The sequence below is a fragment of the Cupriavidus sp. 05L411 genome (assembly GCF_056398045.1).
This window is the reverse complement of the sequence record NZ_JBFTOQ010000025.1, coordinates 83,881-102,955: the sequence shown is the minus strand read 5'-3', so window position 1 is coordinate 102,955 and position 19,075 is coordinate 83,881. Positions and strand designations below refer to the sequence as shown.

General features: G+C 65.9%; 19 protein-coding genes. 7 read left to right on the top strand and 12 right to left on the bottom strand.

What is annotated here, in order from left to right:
• The first annotated feature begins 30 nt into the window (after positions 1–30).
• Positions 31–1,287 (top strand): glycosyltransferase, encoded by a 1,257-nt coding sequence (locus AC1DQR_RS25845; RefSeq protein ID WP_416047869.1) that lies wholly within the window; start codon positions 31–33, stop codon positions 1,285–1,287.
• On the opposite strand, the gene AC1DQR_RS25840 is transcribed toward AC1DQR_RS25845, so the two are convergent.
• On the bottom strand, positions 1,235–2,002 hold the full coding sequence (locus AC1DQR_RS25840; protein ID WP_477134034.1) for a glycosyltransferase family 2 protein: 768 nt from the start codon (positions 2,000–2,002) through the stop codon (positions 1,235–1,237). The two genes, AC1DQR_RS25845 and AC1DQR_RS25840, sit on opposite strands and share 53 nt — an antisense overlap.
• An 11-nt stretch (positions 2,003–2,013) precedes the next feature.
• On the opposite strand from AC1DQR_RS25840, the gene AC1DQR_RS25835 reads away from it, so the two are divergent.
• From AC1DQR_RS25835 to AC1DQR_RS25820, 4 genes are all read left to right on the top strand, one after another.
• Complete coding sequence (locus AC1DQR_RS25835; protein WP_477134033.1) at positions 2,014–3,267, top strand: O-antigen ligase family protein; 1,254 nt, start codon at positions 2,014–2,016, stop codon at positions 3,265–3,267.
• Positions 3,264–5,033, top strand: coding sequence for a lipid A export permease/ATP-binding protein MsbA (msbA, locus tag AC1DQR_RS25830; RefSeq protein WP_416047872.1), 1,770 nt, complete (start codon positions 3,264–3,266; stop codon positions 5,031–5,033). The genes AC1DQR_RS25835 and msbA overlap by 4 nt, the downstream gene beginning before the upstream one ends.
• Positions 5,034–5,129: 96 nt before the next feature.
• On the top strand, positions 5,130–5,717 hold the full coding sequence (locus tag AC1DQR_RS25825) for a peroxidase-related enzyme (RefSeq protein WP_309408146.1): 588 nt from the start codon (positions 5,130–5,132) through the stop codon (positions 5,715–5,717).
• Positions 5,718–5,793: 76 nt separating this feature from the next.
• Positions 5,794–7,008 carry a cation:proton antiporter gene (locus AC1DQR_RS25820; protein ID WP_416047873.1) on the top strand — a complete coding sequence of 405 codons (1,215 nt, stop codon included), beginning with the start codon at positions 5,794–5,796 and terminating at the stop codon, positions 7,006–7,008.
• Between the two features lie 30 nt (positions 7,009–7,038).
• Here AC1DQR_RS25820 and AC1DQR_RS25815 read toward each other — a convergent pair whose 3' ends face one another.
• Positions 7,039–7,548 (bottom strand): hypothetical protein, encoded by a 510-nt coding sequence (locus tag AC1DQR_RS25815; RefSeq protein ID WP_477134032.1) that lies wholly within the window; start codon positions 7,546–7,548, stop codon positions 7,039–7,041.
• A 118-nt stretch (positions 7,549–7,666) separates the two neighbouring features.
• Positions 7,667–8,587 (bottom strand): sterol desaturase family protein, encoded by a 921-nt coding sequence (locus tag AC1DQR_RS25810; protein WP_416047875.1) that lies wholly within the window; start codon positions 8,585–8,587, stop codon positions 7,667–7,669.
• A gap of 89 nt (positions 8,588–8,676) precedes the next feature.
• On the opposite strand from AC1DQR_RS25810, the gene AC1DQR_RS25805 reads away from it, so the two are divergent.
• A complete protein-coding gene (locus AC1DQR_RS25805) occupies positions 8,677–9,309 on the top strand; it encodes a TetR/AcrR family transcriptional regulator (protein ID WP_477134031.1) in 633 nt (210 codons plus the stop codon).
• A gap of 12 nt (positions 9,310–9,321) precedes the next feature.
• Here AC1DQR_RS25805 and rng read toward each other — a convergent pair whose 3' ends face one another.
• From rng to AC1DQR_RS25765, 8 genes are all read right to left on the bottom strand, one after another.
• Entirely contained in the window at positions 9,322–10,788 is a 1,467-nt protein-coding gene (gene rng / locus AC1DQR_RS25800) for a ribonuclease G (protein WP_043344550.1), read from the bottom strand.
• 132 nt (positions 10,789–10,920) lie between these two features.
• A complete protein-coding gene (locus AC1DQR_RS25795; RefSeq protein ID WP_416047877.1) occupies positions 10,921–11,550 on the bottom strand; it encodes a Maf family protein in 630 nt (209 codons plus the stop codon).
• A gap of 85 nt (positions 11,551–11,635) precedes the next feature.
• Positions 11,636–12,106: a 23S rRNA (pseudouridine(1915)-N(3))-methyltransferase RlmH gene (rlmH, locus tag AC1DQR_RS25790; protein ID WP_477134030.1), complete on the bottom strand. Its 471-nt coding sequence runs from the start codon at positions 12,104–12,106 to the stop codon at positions 11,636–11,638.
• A gap of 23 nt (positions 12,107–12,129) precedes the next feature.
• A complete protein-coding gene (gene rsfS / locus AC1DQR_RS25785) occupies positions 12,130–12,888 on the bottom strand; it encodes a ribosome silencing factor (protein ID WP_183036055.1) in 759 nt (252 codons plus the stop codon).
• A gap of 16 nt (positions 12,889–12,904) precedes the next feature.
• Positions 12,905–13,675, bottom strand: coding sequence for a nicotinate-nucleotide adenylyltransferase (locus AC1DQR_RS25780; RefSeq protein ID WP_477134029.1), 771 nt, complete (start codon positions 13,673–13,675; stop codon positions 12,905–12,907).
• 10 nt (positions 13,676–13,685) lie between these two features.
• Positions 13,686–14,597: an oxygen-dependent coproporphyrinogen oxidase gene (gene hemF, locus AC1DQR_RS25775; protein ID WP_174423134.1), complete on the bottom strand. Its 912-nt coding sequence runs from the start codon at positions 14,595–14,597 to the stop codon at positions 13,686–13,688.
• Between the two features lie 241 nt (positions 14,598–14,838).
• Complete coding sequence (gene purD / locus AC1DQR_RS25770) at positions 14,839–16,107, bottom strand: phosphoribosylamine--glycine ligase (protein WP_477134028.1); 1,269 nt, start codon at positions 16,105–16,107, stop codon at positions 14,839–14,841.
• Positions 16,108–16,212: 105 nt separating this feature from the next.
• Positions 16,213–16,938, bottom strand: coding sequence for a YebC/PmpR family DNA-binding transcriptional regulator (locus tag AC1DQR_RS25765; protein ID WP_416047880.1), 726 nt, complete (start codon positions 16,936–16,938; stop codon positions 16,213–16,215).
• A 258-nt stretch (positions 16,939–17,196) separates the two neighbouring features.
• Between AC1DQR_RS25765 and AC1DQR_RS25760 the strand changes: the two genes are divergently transcribed.
• Complete coding sequence (locus AC1DQR_RS25760) at positions 17,197–18,750, top strand: helicase HerA-like C-terminal domain-containing protein (protein ID WP_416047881.1); 1,554 nt, start codon at positions 17,197–17,199, stop codon at positions 18,748–18,750.
• Between the two features lie 77 nt (positions 18,751–18,827).
• Here AC1DQR_RS25760 and AC1DQR_RS25755 read toward each other — a convergent pair whose 3' ends face one another.
• A complete protein-coding gene (locus AC1DQR_RS25755) occupies positions 18,828–18,974 on the bottom strand; it encodes a DUF3149 domain-containing protein (RefSeq protein ID WP_006158366.1) in 147 nt (48 codons plus the stop codon).
• Positions 18,975–19,075 lie beyond the last annotated feature (101 nt).

Sequence of the window (19,075 nt, the reverse complement as noted above, 5' to 3'; positions counted from 1 at the left end):
CCGTCTTTTCATGGATTACACAAGCCCCGCATGGCCAAGCAACGCATCCTCTTCCACCTGACCCACTTCCTGCGCGGCGGCATCGAGACCTCGCTGGTGTCGCTGCTGGCCTCGCTGGATCGAGAGCGCTTCGAGATCGGCCTGACGCTGACCTATCCGACCGARGCGCTGGAAACGCATTTCCGCGCCATGCTGCCGCCGGACGTCAAGATCCATATCCTCGCGCCGGAGGCCTGGCTCTCGCGCTGCCGGCAATTGAAGAAAGCCGGCAAGCTGGGCCCGTTGGGCAAGATATACGAGGAAGTGCTGTTGCCGCCGCTGCGCAAGCCGCTGGTCAACCGGCGCTTTCGCGGCATCGCGCGGAACTATGACCTGGTGATCGACTACGACATGTCGCTGTCGCGGCTGACCGGTCGCCTGCCGGTCCCGATGATCGGCTACCAGCATTTCAGCGTGGCACACCTGGAGCGCGAGAACCGCCGCAAGCTGCGCAAGCTGCGACGCCAGTGCCGCGAGCACTATGACCGCATCGTGGTGCTCAACGACAGCATGCTGGCTGACGCGCGGGCGCTGATTCCCGAGGCCGCCGACAAATTCATCCGCCTGTACAACGCTACCGACCTCGATCGCATCCGCGCGCTCGGCAAGGCGCCGTTCACGCCGCCGGCGCATCCCTACATTGTTTCGGTGGGGCGGCTGGAAGAAAGCCAGAAGGATTTCACCACGCTGCTGCGGGCCTACGCGGCGCTGGTCAGGGGCACGGGCTTGTGCGAGCGGCTGGTGCTGGTGGGCGACGGCGCTTCGCGCGGCCGGCTCGAAGCGCTCGCGCGCGAGCTCGGCATCAGCGAGCGTGTCAGCTTTGCCGGTTTTCAGGCCAATCCTTATGCATGGATCCATCATGCGCGGCTGATGGCGTTCAGCTCCAAGATGGAAGGGCTGCCCAATGTGCTTCTTGAAGGCATGGCGCTGGGCCAGTTGGTGGTGAGCACCAATTGCCCGGTGGGCCCGCGCGAGATCCTGGCCGAAGGCAAGGCCGGCCTGCTGACGCCGGTTGGCGATGTGCCCGCGCTGGCGGAGGCGATTCGTCGCGGGCTCGAGGACGCGCCGCTGCGCGCCCGGCTGCTGGCCTATGCGGCCGTCCACATCGAGCAGATGGGCTTTGGCCCCACCTCGGCGGCCTTCAGCGCTTGCGTCGAGGACTTGCTGGGCTTGCCTCAGGCAGGGGCGGCAGCCCCTACCGTGGGGGCGCCTGCTGCTCGCTCTCCTGCTGCAGGTACCATAGCTTGATGTACTTGTAGTAGCTGGCCTGGCCATTCATCAGCGCCACACCGAGCCCCTGCGCGCCGTCCAGGAAACCGCGGCGCAGCAGGTAGGTGCGCAGGAACGCCCAGGCGCCATGCAGCACGGCGCTGGCGGGCGACGCCGTCTTGCCGCGCGCGAAGCCCTGCTGGGCGCCGAGGCTGGAGTATTTGTCGATCTTTTGCAGCACCTGCGAGAAATCGTCGTAGGTGTAATGCAGCAACGGCGAATTGAGCCTGCCAACTGGTGCATCGGCTATCACGCGCTCATGTACGAGATCGTCGGTGAAGCGGGCGTGACCACGGCGGAACAGCCGTGTGACGTAGTCGGGGTACCAGCCGCCGTGGCGGATGAAGCGGCCGCAAAAGCGCGACAGCCTAGGTACCTCGTACGCATCGGACTGGCCAGACGCCACTGCGGCGAGAATCTCGTCGCGCAGCTCGGGGGTGACCCGTTCGTCCGCGTCGATGGAGAAGATCCAGTCGCCGTTGGCCTTGGATAGCGCCAGGTTTTTCTGGGCGCCGAAGCCAGGCCAGTGCTCGGTTTCGAAGACCTCCGCGCCCAGGCTCCGGGCCAGCTCGACCGTGCCGTCCCGGCTACCTGAATCCACTATAATCGCGCGGTCGCACCAGGACACGCTTTCCAGGCACTCCCGGATGTTGTGTGCCTCGTTTTTTGTAATCAGTACGACTGAGATTTTCATAGAGCTTGTTTATGATGTTTCGTGCCGGAAAAGTGACTGCTTTTACCAATGCGCTAGTTCTGGCATTTCCAATCCTGCTGCTCTGCGTGCCGAAAGGCGCCGGTATTTTCCTGGGCGCTATCTTGCTGCTGGCGCTGATTGTCCATCGCGGCTTGGGGCCCATGTTTGCGCAGTATCGCGCCACGCTGTACCCCATCGGGCTCGCTATTCTAGCTTTGGTGCTTGTCTTCCTGGGTTCCAAGCTCTATTTCCTCGTCCCCTGGAACGTGATGGATAACCCTTCTCGCATTCTCCTGTTGTTGGTGACATGCCTGGTTATCCTCAAGCTCGCGCCAGACCCGCGGCGGCTCTGGAGTGGCATCACAATCGCTTTGGCGATGAGCCTGGTGATTGTCCTGTTCCAGCGCTGGGTTCTCGACGATCCACGGCCGTCGGCCTGGACCCAGGCCATCGCGTTTGGGAACATGGTTGCCGCATTGGGGTTGATTGGTTTCGTGCGGCCTGGGATCAGCCGCAACGCGCATCTGCTTGCCTGGCTGGATCTGGCGCTCGCCGGTTTGGTGCTGATTGTGAATGGCACGCGCGGAGCGTGGCTGGCATTGTGTATCACGATGATCCCGCTGCTCTTTGTTCGTTACCCGAGCATGAGGCCGGCGAAGTTCTTTGGCGCCGTGGCGCTCATCGCTGCCTTGGCTGCGGGACTCTATCTGGCGCCTGGCAGCCCCGTCGCGCAGCGGGTTGACCTTGTGCGGGGACAGTGGGAGCAGTTCCAGCAGGGGAATACCGAGACTTCGGTAGGGGCACGGCTGAAGCTCTGGCAAATGGCGGTGGAATCGATCCACTTGCATCCCTGGCTTGGCGTCGGGGTCGGACAGTTCGCGCGGATTCCCCAAGCTTCCATCTTCTGCAAGGAGCATGGGTCGTCTGACGTTTGCACTCTTGAGCATGCGCACAACGATGTGCTCGAGGCGGCAGCGACAATGGGCATGCCAGGCATGCTGGCATTGCTGGGCTTGTTCCTGGTTCCTGGCGTCCTGTTCTGGCGGCTGCTGCGCGTATGCTGCCGCAATGCCAATTCACTTGGGGTCAGCGTGTGCGCTTCCGGCATCGGCGTCGTCATGGCCAGCCTGATCAGCGGCCTGACCCAGGTGACGATGGCGCACCAGGCAAATATTGTTTTTTATGCCGGCATCATCGGGCTGTTGCTCGGGCTGGCCGCGGTACAAGCAAAGTATCCCCGCGCCGACGGGGTGGAGAAAACGTGAAAGTCCAAGAACAAAATGCGCCCCCGGCACAGGAAGCCGACACCCTGAAGCGAGTCTGGTCCTACCTGCGTCCGGAAATGCGCGTCTTCATCGTTGCCATTATCGCGATGGCGGCTGTGGCTGGCGCCGAAGGGATCATGCCCAAGGTCGTCAATGACCTGCTCGACAACGGTTTCGGCGGCGCATATGCCGGCAAGCTCTGGCACGTGCCGGCCCTGCTGGTTGGCGTGGCACTGATACGCGGGGTGGCGCAGTTCGCCTCCGGCTACCTGCTAGCCCTGATCTCCAACCGGGTGCTGCTGAAAATGCGTATGCAGATGTTCGAGCGCATGCTGCATGCGCCCGCGCTGTTCTACCACCGCAATACTGCGGCCTCGCTGATCAATGCGGTGATCTTCGAGGTCAACCAGGTCATGCAGATCCTGACCGGCGTGCTGATCACCCTGGTGCGCGATTCGCTCACCGTGTTGGCGCTGCTGGTCTACCTGTTCTATACCAACTGGAGCCTGACGCTGGTGGTGGCGGTGATCCTGCCGGTGATCGGTTTCGTCATGGCCAAGGTCAATCGCCGTCTGCGGCGCCTTAATCGCGATCACCAGGCGCTGACCAACACCGCGGCCTACGTGGTCGAGGAGGCCGCTGGTGGCTACAAGGTGGTCAAGCTGCATGGCGGCGAGGCTTATGAGACGTCGCGTTTCGCGGCCATGGCCGAGCGCCTGCGTGGCTATTCCATGCGCATGGCGGTGGCAGGCGGGCTGAACCAGCCCGTCACGGCATTCCTGGCGGCGCTGGCGCTGTCTGTCATCCTCACCATAGCGATGATCCAGTCGCAGACCAACCACACCACGGTGGGCAGCTTCACCGGCTTTGTGATGGCGATGCTGCTGCTGGTCTCGCCGCTCAAGCACCTGACCGACCTGAACCAGCCGCTGCAGCGCGGCCTGACCGCGGCCGAGATGATCTTCGGACTGATCGACGAGCCGATCGAGCCGCAGGACGGCGGCCTGCCGCTCGAGCGCGCGCGTGGCGAACTGGTGTTCGAGAAGGTGGGCTTCCGCTACGGCGAGGCCGCCCGCCCGGCATTGGACAACATCAACTTCAACGTCAGCGCCGGTGAAGTCGTGGCGCTGGTGGGGCCGTCGGGCAGCGGCAAGACCACGCTGGTCAACCTGGTGCCGCGCTTCTTCGACCCGACCGAGGGCCGCATCCTGCTGGACGGAAAGACCATCGACGCGTTCTCGCTGCATGACCTGCGCCGCCAGATTGCCTTTGTCAGCCAGGACGTGGTGCTGTTCAACGACACGGTTGCCGCCAACGTGGCCTATGGCGTGCATCCGGCGGCCGAAATCGACATGGCGCGCGTCGAGCGCGCGCTTGCCGCCGCTTACCTGACCGATGTGATCAAGGGACTGCCGCAAGGGCTCGAGACCAATATCGGCGACAACGGCATGAAGCTGTCCGGCGGGCAGCGCCAGCGCATGGCGATCGCGCGCGCGCTGTACAAGGACGCGCCGATCCTGATTCTCGACGAAGCGACCTCGGCGCTCGACTCCGAATCGGAGCGCCAGGTGCAGGCCGCACTGGAAGCCCTGATGGTTGGCCGAACCACGCTGGTCATCGCACACCGCCTGTCCACCATCGAGAACGCCGATCGCATCGTGGTGCTCGACCACGGGCGGGTGGCGGAGCATGGCACCCACGACGAACTGCTCTCGGCCGAGGGACTCTACGCCGGGCTGCACAGGATCCAGTTCGCCACCCAGTAAGCCGGCGCAGCCGGCCAGATTCCCGCTGCCCGCGGCAGCTAGCGCGGGCGGTTCATGCGCAGTGCAAAGAGGGGCGCACCCCCGAAGGAGACCACGATGACCGCATCGCCGCCACTGAGCCGTTACCCGGTTCCCGCCATCGCTGACCTGCCCGAGGACATCCGGGCTCGCATCCTGGAAGTCCAGGACAAGGCCGGCTTCGTGCCGAACGTGTTCCTGACGCTGGCCCACCGGCCGGATGAGTTCCGCGCCTTCTTTGCCTACCACGACGCGCTGATGCTCAAGGAGGGCGGCCTCTCCAAGGGCGAGCGCGAGATGATCGTGGTAGCCACTTCGGGCGCCAACCAGTGCCTGTACTGCGTGGTGGCGCACGGCGCCATCCTGCGCATCTACGAGAAAAAGCCGACGCTGGCCGACCAGGTGGCCGTCAACTACCGCAAGGCCGACATCACGCCGCGCCAGCGCGCCATGCTCGACTTCGCCCTCAAGGTCTGCGAGGCCTCGGCCGAGGTTGGCGATGCCGATTTCGCGGCGTTGGCCAAGCATGGGTTCAGCCACGAGGACGCCTGGGATATCGCGGCCATCACCGCCTTCTTCGGCCTGTCCAACCGCATGGCGAACACCATCAGCATGCGGCCGAACGAAGAGTTCTACCTGATGGGGCGCGTGCCGAAGGCTAAGTAGCGCCTCTGGATGCACACCCGGTGGGCGCCCGGCGCGCCCACCTCCTTGTTCCATTTCTCTCGATCTGCCCGTCGCCTTGAATCCCGTCTCGCTCTTCTTTGCCCAGGCCTGCCTGGTGGTCGGTACACCGTTCATCCTGTGGCGCGGGCTGCGCATCGGCAGCATCGTGCCGCTAGTGGCCATGCAGATCGTGGGCGGCATCCTGCTTGGGCCGTCCCTGCTTGGCGCGCTGTGGCCGCAAGGCTGGCAGGCCCTGTTCGGGCCGGCGCAGCTATCCGCGCTCTCCGGGCTGCAATGGCTGGCGGTGGTGCTGTTTGCCTTTCTCTCCGGCTTGCACATCAGCGGCGCGCAGCAGCCAGGGATACGGCGCATAGCGATGGCGGCCGCGCTGGGCAGCGTGCTGGTGCCGTTCGCGCTCGGCACGGCAGCCGGCGCCTGGCTGGCCTATGCCACGCCGGGTGCCGTAGGGCATGCGGCATCCGCCTGGCAATTCGCTTTCGCCGTGGGGGTTTCCATGGCGGTGACGGCGCTGCCGGTACTGGGGGCCATCCTGCGGGAAATGAAGCTGTCCGACTCCGTGCCCGGCCAGCTGGCGGTCGGCTGCGCCGCCTTCAGCGATGCGGCCATCTGGCTGGTGCTGTCGGCCATTCTCGCCAGCGCGGGCCGCTCCTCCACCTATGACTTCCTGCGGCTGGCTTGCCTGGGCCTTGCCTACGTCGGTGCGATGCTGTGGCTGGTGCGCCCGCTGCTGGCGCGCATGCTGCCGCGGATGGCCGCCAACGACGCGCGCCTGGCGCTGGTCGCGGTGCTGATCTTCGGCTCGGCGCTGATTTCCGAATCGATTGGCCTGCACTACATCCTCGGTGGTTTTCTCGCTGGCGTCGTGCTGCCGCGCGATGCGGCCGGCGAGCTCCGGCGCCAGCTCGAGCCCGCCACCGTGGTGGTCCTGATGCCGTTCTTTTTCCTGATGACCGGGCTGCGTACCGACATCGCCATCGGCGGTCAGGCGACGCTTTTGGTGTTCGGCCTGAGCACCATGGTCGCGGTGGCCGGCAAGGTGGTCGGAACCGCATTGCCGGCGCGCCTGGCCGGCCTGCCACGGCGCGAGGCCTGGATGCTGGGCGCGCTGGTCCAGACCAAGGGGCTGATGGAAGTGGTCGTGCTGGGAATCTTGTTCGAGGCCGGGCTGATCGGCATGACGGCCTTCTCCGGCCTGCTGCTGATGGCGCTGGCCACCACCGTGCTGGCCAAGCCGCTGACGCGCGCGGCCGCGCGCCTGCGCGAGCGCTGAGCCGCGCTTGCCGTCAACAGCCCGGCAGCGCTAGCGGATCTGCGCGCATGTGCCGCTGCGCGGATCGAACAGCACCGGCCACGCCTGCTCGTAGATACCCGGGGTGCAATGCTGCTCGCAATGCGCATGAGCCAGCGTGACGCGCCGCGGGTCCTGCCAGACCATCAGCGTGCAGCCGCTGCCATCGATCGCCTGCAGTTCGATATGCGGGGTCTTGCGCACCTGGCGGAACTCGGTGAGATCGAAGTGGCAGGAGCCATGCCGGCCCACCCACAGCTTCCAGCTCAGGCTGCGCACATCGTTGCTGGCCACCCGCATATGGGCATCCTCGCGAAAGCCGTCTTCCTCCGTGCGCTGGCAATCGGCGGCGATATCGATGTCGTGAGGGGGAATAGGCGTGGGGCGTTCCCGCGCCACGGGGGCGGGGGCCTTTTTTGTCTCGGGTACGCGCGCAGCCGGCGGGGAGGGGGGAGGCAATGTCACCGTGCATGCCGCCAATGCGGCAGCTACCGGCCACAACAGCAAGCGCTTCTTCTTCATGGTGACTCCTTGCGCCCGGTGCCCGCGAGGCAATCTGAATGCGGCCACCTGTCTCCATATTTATAGAGGATGGGGCAAGGAAGGCGAGAGGAAAGCGTGCGGACGCGCACCGCTCTCGCTACTTCGGCGCGGCGCCGCTGCCCTCCGAGGCAAGGGGACCGGCAAGCGCGAGCTGACGGCGAAGCGCTTCAGTGGTGTGGCCCTGTCCGTCGGGGCGCCAGCCGGGCGGCAGGAAGAGAAAGCCGAGCATCGCACCCAGGCTGCGTGCTTGCGCCAGGTCCTGTCCAAGGTCGAGCCACTGCTGGAACTCGACACGCAGCGGATTGCGCGAGCGCATCGGGGTGACCAGCCCATAGCGGCACGGCACGTCGTCGCGCTCTGCCACGTAGGTGCCGAAGAGCCTGTCGAAGACGATCAGCACACCGCCGAAGTTGGCATCCAGGTATTCGATATTGGCGGCGTGATGAACCCGATGCGCGGACGGCGTATTCAGGACATATTCCAGCCAGCCGAGCCGCGGGATCCAGGTCGCGTGAATCCAGAATTGATAGAGCAGGTTCAGCGACAAGGTCGCGATCACCACCTCGGGCGGAAAGCCCAGCCACACCAGGGGCGTGAAAAACAGCGTGGTGCCTGTCAGCTTGCCGGTCCAGCCAAGGCGGTAAGCCGTCGACAAGGTGAGCTGGTTAGGCGAGTGATGGACGGCGTGCGTGGCCCAGAAGAAGCGCACGCGGTGCGCCGCGCGATGGTACCAGTAGTAGCAGAACTCCTGGCCGATGAACAAGGCCACGCCCAGTAGCCAGCTGTTGAGCACGATGGTTTGCAAGCGGTGTTCCCAGGCTAGCGCGAATATGGGCGCCGCCAGCGACAAGGGCAGGAAGACCAGGATCTTGCGCCCGGCCAGGTCTACCAGCGACAGCCACGCCTCGTGCCAGTCGAACGTGCCGGGCTTGCGCCAGTGCAGCACCAGCGCTTCCATCAGGGACGCGCCGACCACCACCGGCAAGGCATAGAGCTGAAGGATTTCCAGACGGGTCATGACCGCTCCCGGAGCATGAAGGGGATAGTATGCGGATGATTATATGAGCTAGTATCAGGTTTGCTTACTCGCGTTCCGGAGTCCACGCCATGACCTTGCAAACCCCTGAAGACAACGGTCCGAAGCGGCGCCGGCCGATGCAAGCGCGGTCCCTGGAGAAGCTGGAACTCATATTTGAGTCGACCATCCGCCTCCTGGACAAGGAGGGGCTGGAGAGTTTGAGCACCAACCGGATCGCCGAGGTGGCCGGCATCAGCATCGGCACGCTCTACCAGTATTTCTCGAACAAGCAGGAAGTGATGGAAGCACTGGGGCGCCGGGAGATCGAGAGCGTGATGGGGCGCCTGGGCCTCTTGCTCAGCACGCCCGGCACGCCCGCCCCCACGGCGCGCGCCAGGCTATTGGTGCGTGCATTGCTAAGTGCATTTGGCGGCCGTCACCGCGTGCGCAAGCTCTTGCTGGAGGTAGCGCTGGCCTCGGGCAGCAGGCAGGCGCTGGAAGGCTCCGCGGCGCAGGTCGCGCAGTGGCTCAGTTCGGGCCACGCCGTGGACGCCGAGAACCGCGCGCTTGTCATGCGGCCGATGGCCGCCTTCGTCCTGACGCAGGCCGTCATGGGTGTGATGCGCAGCGCGCTGGCGGCGGACGAAACCTTGCTGGCCGATCCTGAACTGGAGGACAACCTGGTGCGCTTGATCCGGGGATTCCTGAATGAGGGTGCCTGATGCCGTTCCTGATCACATCAAAATGATGTCGTACTGTTCCTGGTGGAACGTCGATTCCACCTGCAGCGAGATTGGCTTGCCGATGAAGTCGCCGAGCATGGCCAGATGCTGGCTTTCTTCCTCCAGGAACAAATCGATCACGTGCTGCGAGCCAAGGATGCGGAACTCACGCGGGTTGAACTGGCGCGATTCGCGCATGATCTCGCGCAGGATGTCGTAGCAGACCGTGCGCGGCGTCTTGACCTGGCCCTTGCCCGTGCACACGGGGCACTGCTCGCACAGCACGTGCGCGAGAGACTCGCGCGTGCGCTTGCGGGTCATCTCCACCAGCCCGAGCTGCGAGAAGCTGTTGACGGTGATGCGGGTGCGGTCGCGCGACAGCGCGCGCTTGAGTTCCGAGAGCACCTGGTCGCGGTGCTCGGTGTTTTCCATATCGATGAAATCGATGATGATGATGCCGCCCAGGTTGCGCAGCCGCAGCTGGCGCGCAATCGTATGCGCCGCTTCCAGGTTGGTCTTGAAGATCGTGTCGTCGAAGTTGCGCGCGCCGACGTAGCCACCGGTGTTGACGTCGATGGTGGTCATGGCCTCCGTCTGGTCGATCATCAGGTAGCCGCCGGACTTCAGGTCGACCCGGCGCGACAGCGCCTTCTCGATCTCGGCGTCGATATTGAAGAGGTCGAAGACGGGGCGCTCGCCGGTGTAGTGAGACAAGCGTGGCAGCACCGCGGGGGTGTACTCCTGGGCGAACTCGACCAGCTTCTGGAAGTTCTCGCGCGAGTCCACCTGGATCACGTTGGTGGCATCGTTGACGAAGTCGCGCAGCACGCGCTGGGCCAGGTTGAGGTCCTGGTAAAGCAGGTTGGGTGCGGGCAGCGTGGTGGCGTTCTGGCGGATCGAAGCCCAGATCTTGCGCAGGTAGGCAATGTCGTTGCCGAGTTCTTCGTTGCTGGATTCCTCGGCGATGGTGCGCACGATGAAGCCGCCGCGCTCATCTGCCGGTACCAGCCCTTGCACGCGGGCGCGCAGGGCTTCGCGGTCGACCTCGCCCTCGATGCGCTGGGAGATGCCGATGTGCGGGTCCTGCGGCAGGTAGACCAGGGTGCGCCCGGCAATGCTGACCTGCGTGGACAGCCGCGCGCCCTTGGTGCCGATCGGGTCCTTGATGACCTGGACCATCAGGGCCTGGCCTTCGTAGAGTGTCTTCTCGATGGCAAGCGGCGCGGCGTTGGCGTTCTTGTCCGGGTCGCGCGGGTGCCAGATGTCGGCGACGTGGAGGAAGGCGGCACGCTCCAGCCCGATATCGATGAAGGCGGACTGCATGCCGGGCAGCACGCGCACGACCTTGCCGAGGTAGATATTGCCGACGAGCCCGCGCGACAGCGTGCGCTCGACGTGGAGTTCCTGCACGGCGGCCTGCTGCACGATGGCCACGCGTGTTTCCTGCGGTGTGATGTTGACGAGGATGTCTTCAGTCATAGTGGATGAAACTCGTCGCCGGCTGACCGGCCAGGTGGTTGTCCGCAGTGTGCTGCCATGCTTCCCGCGGGCGCTGCCGTGGCCAGGGTGGCAGCAGCTTGAAGCGCGAGCGGATGGGCGGCGGCGGGGTTTTCAGAACCGCAGATGGGCCTGTCTGAGCAGCGAAGCCGTCTCGAACAGGGGCAAACCCATGATACCCGAATAGCTGCCGTCGATTCGCTCGACGAACTCGGCGGCGCGGCCCTGGATGCCATAGGCACCGGCCTTGCCGGCCGGTTCACCACTGGCAACGTAGGCGGCAATCTCGTCGGCGGTCATGGTGCGAAAGCTCACCTCGGAAACCGACAGCGCGTGGCGCTGACCGAGCGCGCAAACCACGGTTACCGCGGTCAGCACGCGGTGGGTGCGCCCGGACAGGGCGCCCAGCATGCGGGCGGCATCGGCATCGTCGGCGGGCTTGCCGAGGATTTCGCCGTCCAGGCAGACGGTGGTGTCCGAGGTCAGGATGGGGGCGTCGGGCAGGGCGCGCCGCTCGCGCCGGCGCAGCGCGGCTTCGGCCTTGAGCGCGCATACGCGCTGCACGTAGTCGTCCGGGCTTTCACCCGGCAGCACGACTTCCAGCGCCTCGGCGTTTTCGTCGTCGTCGGCCAGCAGCAGTTCGTAGGCAACGCCAAGCTGGGTCAGCAACTCGCGCCGGCGCGGGCTCTGGGAGGCGAGATAGAGGAAGGTATGGGTCACGGCAGGGCAGTGGGGGTAGGGCATGCCAAATGCGGCTGCAGCGCATGCGCCGCTTCGGTCGCATTGTACCCTTGGCCTCGCCCGGTGCGCGACACGGGCGCGCCTGGTTTCAGGCGCGGTGGTAGGGGTGGTTCTGCGTGACCGACCAGGCGCGATAGAGCTGCTCAGCCAGCAGCACGCGCACCATGCCATGCGGCATGGTCAGGCTGGACAGGCGCAGCAGGGTTTGCGCGCGAGCCTTCAGGGCGGGATCGAGGCCGTCGGCGCCGCCGATCAGGAAGGCGACATCGCCGCCTTCGCGCTGCCAGTCGCCCAGCTGGGTGGCGAGCTGCACCGTGGTGAGGTCGCGCCCGCGCTCGTCCAGCGCCACGATGCGGCATTGCTTGGGCAGCGCTGCCTCGATGCGGGCCGCCTCGCGTTGCATCACGGTGGTGGCGTTATTGCTCGACGAGCGCGTCTCGGGCTTGATCTCGCGCAGCTCGATGCGCAGCTCGGGCGGCATGCGCTTCGCGTACTCCGCGAATCCGGTTTCGATCCAGCCGGGCATCTTGTGGCCAACGGCCACGATCAGCAACTGCATGGCGGGAAGCGGACCGGTCCGGCTCAGGCCGAGCGGGTGGTGCGCTTGCGCGCGACCGGTGCCTTGGCGGCCGCCGTCTTGGCCGGCGCCTTGGCGGCAGTCTTGGTCGCAGCCGTCTTGGTGGCGGTCTTGCGTGCCACGCCGGTGCCGGCTGCGGTCTTGCGCGGCGCGGCCGTCTTGGCCGGTGCCTTGCGTGCCGGTGCCGAGCCCAGCGCGCTAGTCAGGCGTTTTTGCACGGTCGGGGCGCGGTTGGTGGCGATGGCGTCCGGGTCCGTATCTTCGTGGCCAAGCGGCGGCGAAGGCTCTTTCATGCCTTCGGGCAGACGGGCCAATGCCGGGCGCAGGCCGGTGGCGCGGCGCGCGGTGCGCACGACCGGGGCGTCGTCTTCATCTTCGCCGTCGATCGGCTCGCTGGCCTTGGCCAGGCCCTTCTTGGCCGTGGACAGCTTCAGGCGTACCGGCTTGTCACCCCAGAGTTCTTCCAGGTTGTAGTACATGCGCAGCTGCGGCTGCATGATGTGGACGACGGCGTCGCCGCAGTCGACCAGCACCCATTCGCCCGTTTCCAGCCCTTCCACCGCAACGATATGGCCGCCGGCTTCCTTGACGGTATCGCGGACCGAGGCGGCCAGCGCCTTGGTCTGGCGGTTCGAGCTCCCGCTGGCGATCACCACCCGGTCGAACAGCTCAGTCAGGTGGGTGGTGTCGTACACCTTGATGTCCTGCGCTTTGACATCTTCGAGGCCGTCGACGATGGCGCGTTGCAGTTTGCGAATATCCATGGTGCTTTTTTTCAGTTCAGCTGAGATCGGTTTGGGGGCGGGCCGGGATGGGCAGATCCGACTGCGTCGGCCGATACAGGCCGCGGCTCGCGATGTAGTGTGCCACGCCGGACGGCAGCTGGTCATCTGCCGGTTGTCCGGCAGCCAGGCGTTGGCGTAGGGCGGTGGAGGAGAGGTCGACGGCGAGCGTCTGGTCGATCCACATGCGGCCGGAGGGCATGGATTGTATCAGGTCGGTGGACGCACGCCGTTGCGCGAGCTCCTGGCGCACCGGACCGTCCAGTTCCGCGAGGTCGAAACCGGGCCGCGTCGCCACGCAAAGATGGACGTGCGCGAACAGTTCTTGCCAGCCATGCCAGGTGTGCAGGCGCAGCAACTGGTCGGCGCCCATGAGCCACGCCAGCGAGGCATCGGGGCCATAGTGCTCGCGCAGTTCATGCACGGTATCCACGGTGTAGCTGGGGCYGGCGCGGTCGACTTCCATGCGGCTGGCATGGACCAGCGCGCGGGTGTCGGACAATGCCTGCGCGGCCAGTTCGGTCATGGCGAGGCGGTCGGCTGCAGGGGTGACGTCGTCGCCCTTTTGCCACGATTGGCCGGTCGGGATCCAGACCAGCTCGTCGAGTTCGAGATGTTCGATGCAGAGGCGGGCGAGCGCCACGTGGCCGATGTGGGGCGGATCGAAGGTGCCGCCGAGAATGCCGAGGCGGTAGGGGCGCTTGCTCTTGGTCGAGCCTGCTGCGTCTGCCGCGTTGGCGGTGAGCGATCGTGCGATGTCGTGTGCCATGGGGTTGCCGTCAGGCCCACTCGCGCACGGGCAGGAAGTCCGTGTACAGCGCGGCCTCCGCGCTGCCCGGTTCCGGCTGCCAGTCGTAGCGCCAGCTGGCCAGCGGCGGCATCGACATCAGGATCGACTCGCTGCGGCCGCCCGATTGCAGCCCGAAGTGCGTGCCGCGGTCGAACACCAGGTTGAACTCGACATAGCGGCCGCGCCGGTAGGCCTGGAACTCGCGCTCGCGCTCGCCGTAAGCCGTGTCCTTGCGCGCCTGCAGGATCGGCAGGTAGGCGTCCAGGAAGGCGTCGCCAACCGATTGCATCATGGCAAAGCTGCGCTCGAAGCCGAGCGCGGAGAAGTCATCGAAGAAGATGCCGCCAATGCCGCGCGCTTCGCCGCGGTGCTTGAGGAAGAAATACTCGTCGCACCATTGCTTGAAACGCGGGTAGAGGTCATCGCCATAGGGGGCGAGGGCGTCGCGGCAGGTGGCGTGGAAGTGTGCGCAGTCACCAGCGTTGCCGTAGTACGGCGTCAGGTCCATGCCGCCGCCGAACCACCACACCGGCTCGGCGCCTTCCTTCACCGCCATCAGGCAGCGCACGTTCATATGCACGGTGGGGACAAAGGGGTTGCGCGGGTGGAACACCAGCGACACGCCCATTGCCTCGAAGCCCCGCCCGGCGAGCTCCGGCCGGTTGGCGGTCGCCGATGGCGGCAGCGCATCGCCCCGCACATGCGAGAAGCCCACGCCGGCCCGCTCCATCACGGCGCCGCCTTCCAGGATACGGGTGCGGCCGCTGCCGCGCAGGCGCTCGGTGGGCGGTTTCTCCCAGGCATCGGTCGAAAACGCCTTGCCGTCGATGGCGGCGACAGCGTCGGTGATACGGTCTTGCAGACCGAGCAGATAGGCACGGACTGCCTGGGAATCGATCATGGTATGCGGGCGGGTGAGCCGGAGCGGTGACGGCCGGGCAGGTCAGTCAACCTGCCCGGCCGTCATAGCGATGTCATGATTGTACTGGCTGAGGCAACGCCTGGCCGGATTCGGCAAATTCAGCATGAACCGCCGTAAAAGGCGAAGAAACCGGAGCGAGCTGCCCATGGCGGGTCCGAGGAGCGCAGCCGTACATGGGTACGGCGAGCACCACAGGGCGCGCCATGGGCAGCTCGGTCCCTTACCGTTTGATGGCTCGGTAGCCGATGTCGGTACGGTACTGCATGCCGTCGAAGTGGATCTTCTCGGCCGCGCCATAAGCCGCGCGCTGTGCCGCCTTGACGGTATCGGCCAGCCCGACCACGCACAATACGCGGCCGCCCGTGGTCAGCAGCGTGCCGTCCGTGAGCGTGGTGCCGGCGTGGAAGGTCACGCTGTCGTCGGTCTCGGCCGGGATGCCGGTAATGGCATCGCCCTTGCGCGGCGCATCGGGATAGCCAAAGGCGGCCATCACCACGCCCAGCGCGGTGCGGCGGTCCCAGTCCAGTTCGATCTCGTCGAGCTTGCCGTTGACGGCGTGCTCCATCACATCGACCAGGTCGGTCTTCAGGCGCGCCAGGATCGGCTGGGTTTCCGGGTCGCCCATGCGGCAGTTGAACTCCAGCGTCTTCAGGTTGCTTTCGCTGTCGATCATCAGGCCGGCATAGAGGAAGCCGGTGTAGGTGATGCCGTCTTTTTCCATGCCACGCACGGTCGGCATGATGATCTCGCGCAGCGCGCGGGCATGCAGCGCGGGCGTGACCACCGGGGCCGGCGAGTACGCGCCCATGCCGCCGGTATTGGGGCCGGCGTCGTGATCGAGCAGGCGCTTGTGGTCCTGGCTGGTGGCGAGTGCCAGGACGTTCTTGCCGTCTACCAGCACGATGAAGCTGGCTTCTTCGCCCTCGAGGAATTCCTCGATCACCACGCGTGCGCCGGCGTCGCCGAGGCGGTTGTCGGCCAGCATCATGTCGACCGCGGCGTGCGCTTCTTCCAGCGTGGCGGCAACCACCACGCCCTTGCCGGCGGCCAGGCCGTCGGCCTTGATCACGATCGGCGCGCCTTGCGCATCGATATACGCGTGCGCGGCGGCGGCGTCGTTGAAGGTCTGGTAGGCGGCGGTCGGGATGCCGTGGCGCTGCATGAAGGCCTTGGCGAAATCCTTGGAGGATTCCAGCTGGGCTGCCGCCTGCGTCGGGCCGAAGATGCGCAGGCCCTTGGCACGGAAGATATCGACGATGCCGGCCGCCAGCGGCGCCTCGGGGCCGACCACCGTGAAGCTCACGCCTTCGCGCTCGGCGAAGGCGGCGAGCACTTCCGGATCGGTCAGGGGAACGTTCTGCAGCCGCTTGTCGAGCGCGGTGCCGCCGTTGCCCGGCGCCACGTACACCACCTGCACCTTGGGCGACTGGGCCAATTTCCAGGCCATCGCGTGTTCACGACCACCCGAGCCGACAACCAATACTTTCATGATCTACTGCCAGAAAAAATGACGCATGCGAAATGCGAAAAGCGGCAGCCATGGCTCATCGAACCGCGCTGCCGCCGTGAGGCGAGGTCTTACCCGATCCGCGCCTTACTCCTCGATCACCGCGTTGGTGAAGACTTCCTGCACGTCGTCCAGGTTTTCCAGGGCGTCGAGCAGCTTTTGCATCTTGATGGCGTCGTCGCCGACGAAGCTGACTTCGTTCTGCGGCTTCATCGTGACGTCGGCCATCTCGGCCTTGAAGCCCGCGGCTTCCAGCGCGGCCTTGACCGTGCCGAAATCATTGGGCGGGCACAGCACTTCGATCGAGCCGTCGTCGTTGGTGACCACGTCGTCGGCGCCGGCTTCCAGCGCGGCTTCCATCAGCTTGTCCTCGGGCGTGCCGGGGGCAAACAGGAACTGGCCGCAATGGGTGAACATGAACGCCACGGAGCCTTCCGCACCCATGTTGCCGCCGTTCTTGGAGAAGGCATGGCGCACTTCGGCGACGGTACGGGTACGGTTGTCGGTCAGGCAGTCGACGATGATCGCCGCGCCGGCAAGGCCGTAGCCCTCGTAGCGGATTTCTTCGTAGTTGACGCCTTCCAGGCCACCCACGCCGCGCTGGATGGCGCGCTGGATGTTGTCCTTGGGCATGTTCGCATCCATTGCCTTGTCCATGGACAGGCGCAGGCGCGGGTTGGAGTCGGGATCAGCGCCGCCGAGCTTCGCGGCGACGGTGATTTCCTTGATCAGGCGGGTCCAGACCTTGCCGCGCTTGGAGTCAGCCGCGGCCTTCTTGTGTTTGATATTGGCCCATTTTGAGTGACCGGCCATGGTTCTCTCCGAAGCGGAAAATGTTTGACGCGCGCGCCTTGGCTTTGCGCGCCGGCTGTGCCGGGCGGGCAACGGGTGCTCGCTGGCGGCGCGCCGGGTGGTTTATGTGTCTGTGAGCCGGCCTCGGGGGCTGGCATAATCAGCCCAGCATTTTATCACGCGGCCCCGCCGCCGCTGGCCTCCCGATCACGGGAGCCGCGGGGAAGGGCGGGGACGGTCGCGGCGAAAGCGCCGCGCGGCTTGCCAACCAGAGAGACCATGGCCGAACCCATCATCATCGCCAAGAACGCCGAGCTGGAACTTGCCCTGCTGCCCGAGATGGGCAACCGGCACGGCCTGATCACCGGCGCCACCGGCACCGGCAAGACCGTGACCTTGCAAAGCCTGGCCCAGGGTTTCTCCCGGCTGGGCGTGCCGGTCTTCATGGCCGACGTCAAAGGTGACCTGACCGGCATTTCCCAGCCGGGCAAGCTTTCCGACAAGCTCAAGGCCCGGCTGGCCGAGCTCGGCCTGCCCGAGCCGGTGTGGGGCGCTTGCCCCACCACCCTGTGGGATGTGTTCGGGCAAAAGGGCCATCCCGTGCGCGCCACGGTCTCCCATATGGGGCCGCTGCTGCTGTCGCGCATGCTGGAACTCAACGACACCCAGCAGGGCGTGCTCAACCTGGTTTTCCGCATCGCCGACGCTAACGGGCTGCTGCTGCTCGACGCCAAGGACCTGCGCGCCATGCTGCAGTACGTGGGCGACAACGCCGGGCAGTTCACCACCGAATACGGCAATATCTCCGCGGCCTCGATCGGGGCCATCCAGCGCGGGCTGATGGCGCTGGAGTCGCAAGGCGCCGACGTGTTCTTCGGCGAACCCATGCTCAACCTGGACGACTTCATCCAGACCGAGAACGGGCAGGGCGTGGTGAATATCCTGGCCGCCGACAAGCTGCTGAATTCGCCCAAGCTCTACGCCACTTTCCTGCTTTGGCTGCTGTCGGAACTGTTCGAGAAACTGCCCGAGGCGGGCGATCTTGACAAGCCCAAGCTGGTGTTCTTTTTCGACGAGGCGCACCTGCTGTTCAACGACGCGCCCAAGGCCCTGCTCGACAAGATCGAGCAGGTGGTGCGGCTGATCCGCTCCAAGGGCGTTGGCGTGTATTTCGTTACGCAGAATCCTGTCGACATCCCCGATACCGTGCTGGGCCAGCTCGGCAACCGCGTGCAGCACGCGCTGCGCGCCTTCACGCCACGTGACCAGAAGGCCGTCAAGGTGGCGGCCACCACCATGCGGGCCAAGCCGGGGCTCGACCTGGAAAAGGCCATCGGGGAGCTCGGCGTGGGCGAGGCGCTGGTGTCGTTGCTGGACGCCAAGGGCATCCCCGGCATCACGGAGCGCGCCTGGGTGCTGGCGCCCGGCAGCCGGATCGGTCCGATCACCGACGACGAGCGCAAACAGTTGCTGGCGAACTCGCTGGTGGCCGGCACCTATGAGCAGACCATCGATCGTGAGTCGGCTTATGAGAAGCTCAAGGGCCGTGCCGCCGCGCCTGGGTCTGCTCCCGCCGCTGGCGGCAGTGGCGCACCCGCGCCCGTGCCCACGGCCGGCCAGCCCGAAGCCCCGCCCGCGCAGGGCGGCGGCTGGCTGGACCAGGCGGGCGAGATCTTCGGCGGGCTGACCAAGGGCACGGGCAAGACCGGGCGCGGCGATTCCATCCTGGAGTCGATGGCCAAGTCAGCCGCGCGCACGGTAGGCTCGCAGGTCGGGCGCGAGCTGATTCGCGGCGTGTTGGGCAGCTTGCTGGGCTCGGGCAAGAAGAAGTAGGAGCGCCGCCCCTAGCCACAGCATGGTATCGGCCAGCCGGTCCGTCGGCGATAACGCCGGCGGGCGGGACTTGCCTCTTAGCGGCGTTGCGCCGCTGCCTCGTCTTCCCGCATCTTGCGCAGGAACAGCCGGGTGAAGAACCAGCCCATGCCGATGATGAAAGCGATGACGGCCAGGCTCATCAGCCCGGTGGGGGTCGAAAACAGGATCTTCAAGGCTGCCATGTGGGTCTCCCAGGTCAGGTGAGGCACACCGTCCGGTGTGCCTCTGCCGATAGTCTAGGGAGAGCTGGGGCCAGGGAGATTGAGGCCGGTCAAGCCGGGCG

Coding starts and splice junctions, on each gene's coding strand:
- AC1DQR_RS25755 (WP_006158366.1), bottom strand. CDS start 18,974: ATGGCAGCCTTGAAGATCCTGTTTTCGACCCCCACCGGGCTGATGAGC.
- AC1DQR_RS25825 (WP_309408146.1), top strand. CDS start 5,130: ATGACCGCATCGCCGCCACTGAGCCGTTACCCGGTTCCCGCCATCGCT.
- AC1DQR_RS25815 (WP_477134032.1), bottom strand. CDS start 7,548: ATGAAGAAGAAGCGCTTGCTGTTGTGGCCGGTAGCTGCCGCATTGGCG.
- AC1DQR_RS25805 (WP_477134031.1), top strand. CDS start 8,677: ATGACCTTGCAAACCCCTGAAGACAACGGTCCGAAGCGGCGCCGGCCG.
- AC1DQR_RS25795 (WP_416047877.1), bottom strand. CDS start 11,550: ATGCCCTACCCCCACTGCCCTGCCGTGACCCATACCTTCCTCTATCTC.
- AC1DQR_RS25765 (WP_416047880.1), bottom strand. CDS start 16,938: ATGGCCGGTCACTCAAAATGGGCCAATATCAAACACAAGAAGGCCGCG.
- AC1DQR_RS25840 (WP_477134034.1), bottom strand. CDS start 2,002: ATGAAAATCTCAGTCGTACTGATTACAAAAAACGAGGCACACAACATC.
- rlmH (WP_477134030.1), bottom strand. CDS start 12,106: ATGCAGTTGCTGATCGTGGCCGTTGGCCACAAGATGCCCGGCTGGATC.
- AC1DQR_RS25835 (WP_477134033.1), top strand. CDS start 2,014: ATGATGTTTCGTGCCGGAAAAGTGACTGCTTTTACCAATGCGCTAGTT.
- rng (WP_043344550.1), bottom strand. CDS start 10,788: ATGACTGAAGACATCCTCGTCAACATCACACCGCAGGAAACACGCGTG.
- purD (WP_477134028.1), bottom strand. CDS start 16,107: ATGAAAGTATTGGTTGTCGGCTCGGGTGGTCGTGAACACGCGATGGCC.
- AC1DQR_RS25760 (WP_416047881.1), top strand. CDS start 17,197: ATGGCCGAACCCATCATCATCGCCAAGAACGCCGAGCTGGAACTTGCC.
- rsfS (WP_183036055.1), bottom strand. CDS start 12,888: ATGGATATTCGCAAACTGCAACGCGCCATCGTCGACGGCCTCGAAGAT.
- AC1DQR_RS25810 (WP_416047875.1), bottom strand. CDS start 8,587: ATGACCCGTCTGGAAATCCTTCAGCTCTATGCCTTGCCGGTGGTGGTC.
- hemF (WP_174423134.1), bottom strand. CDS start 14,597: ATGATCGATTCCCAGGCAGTCCGTGCCTATCTGCTCGGTCTGCAAGAC.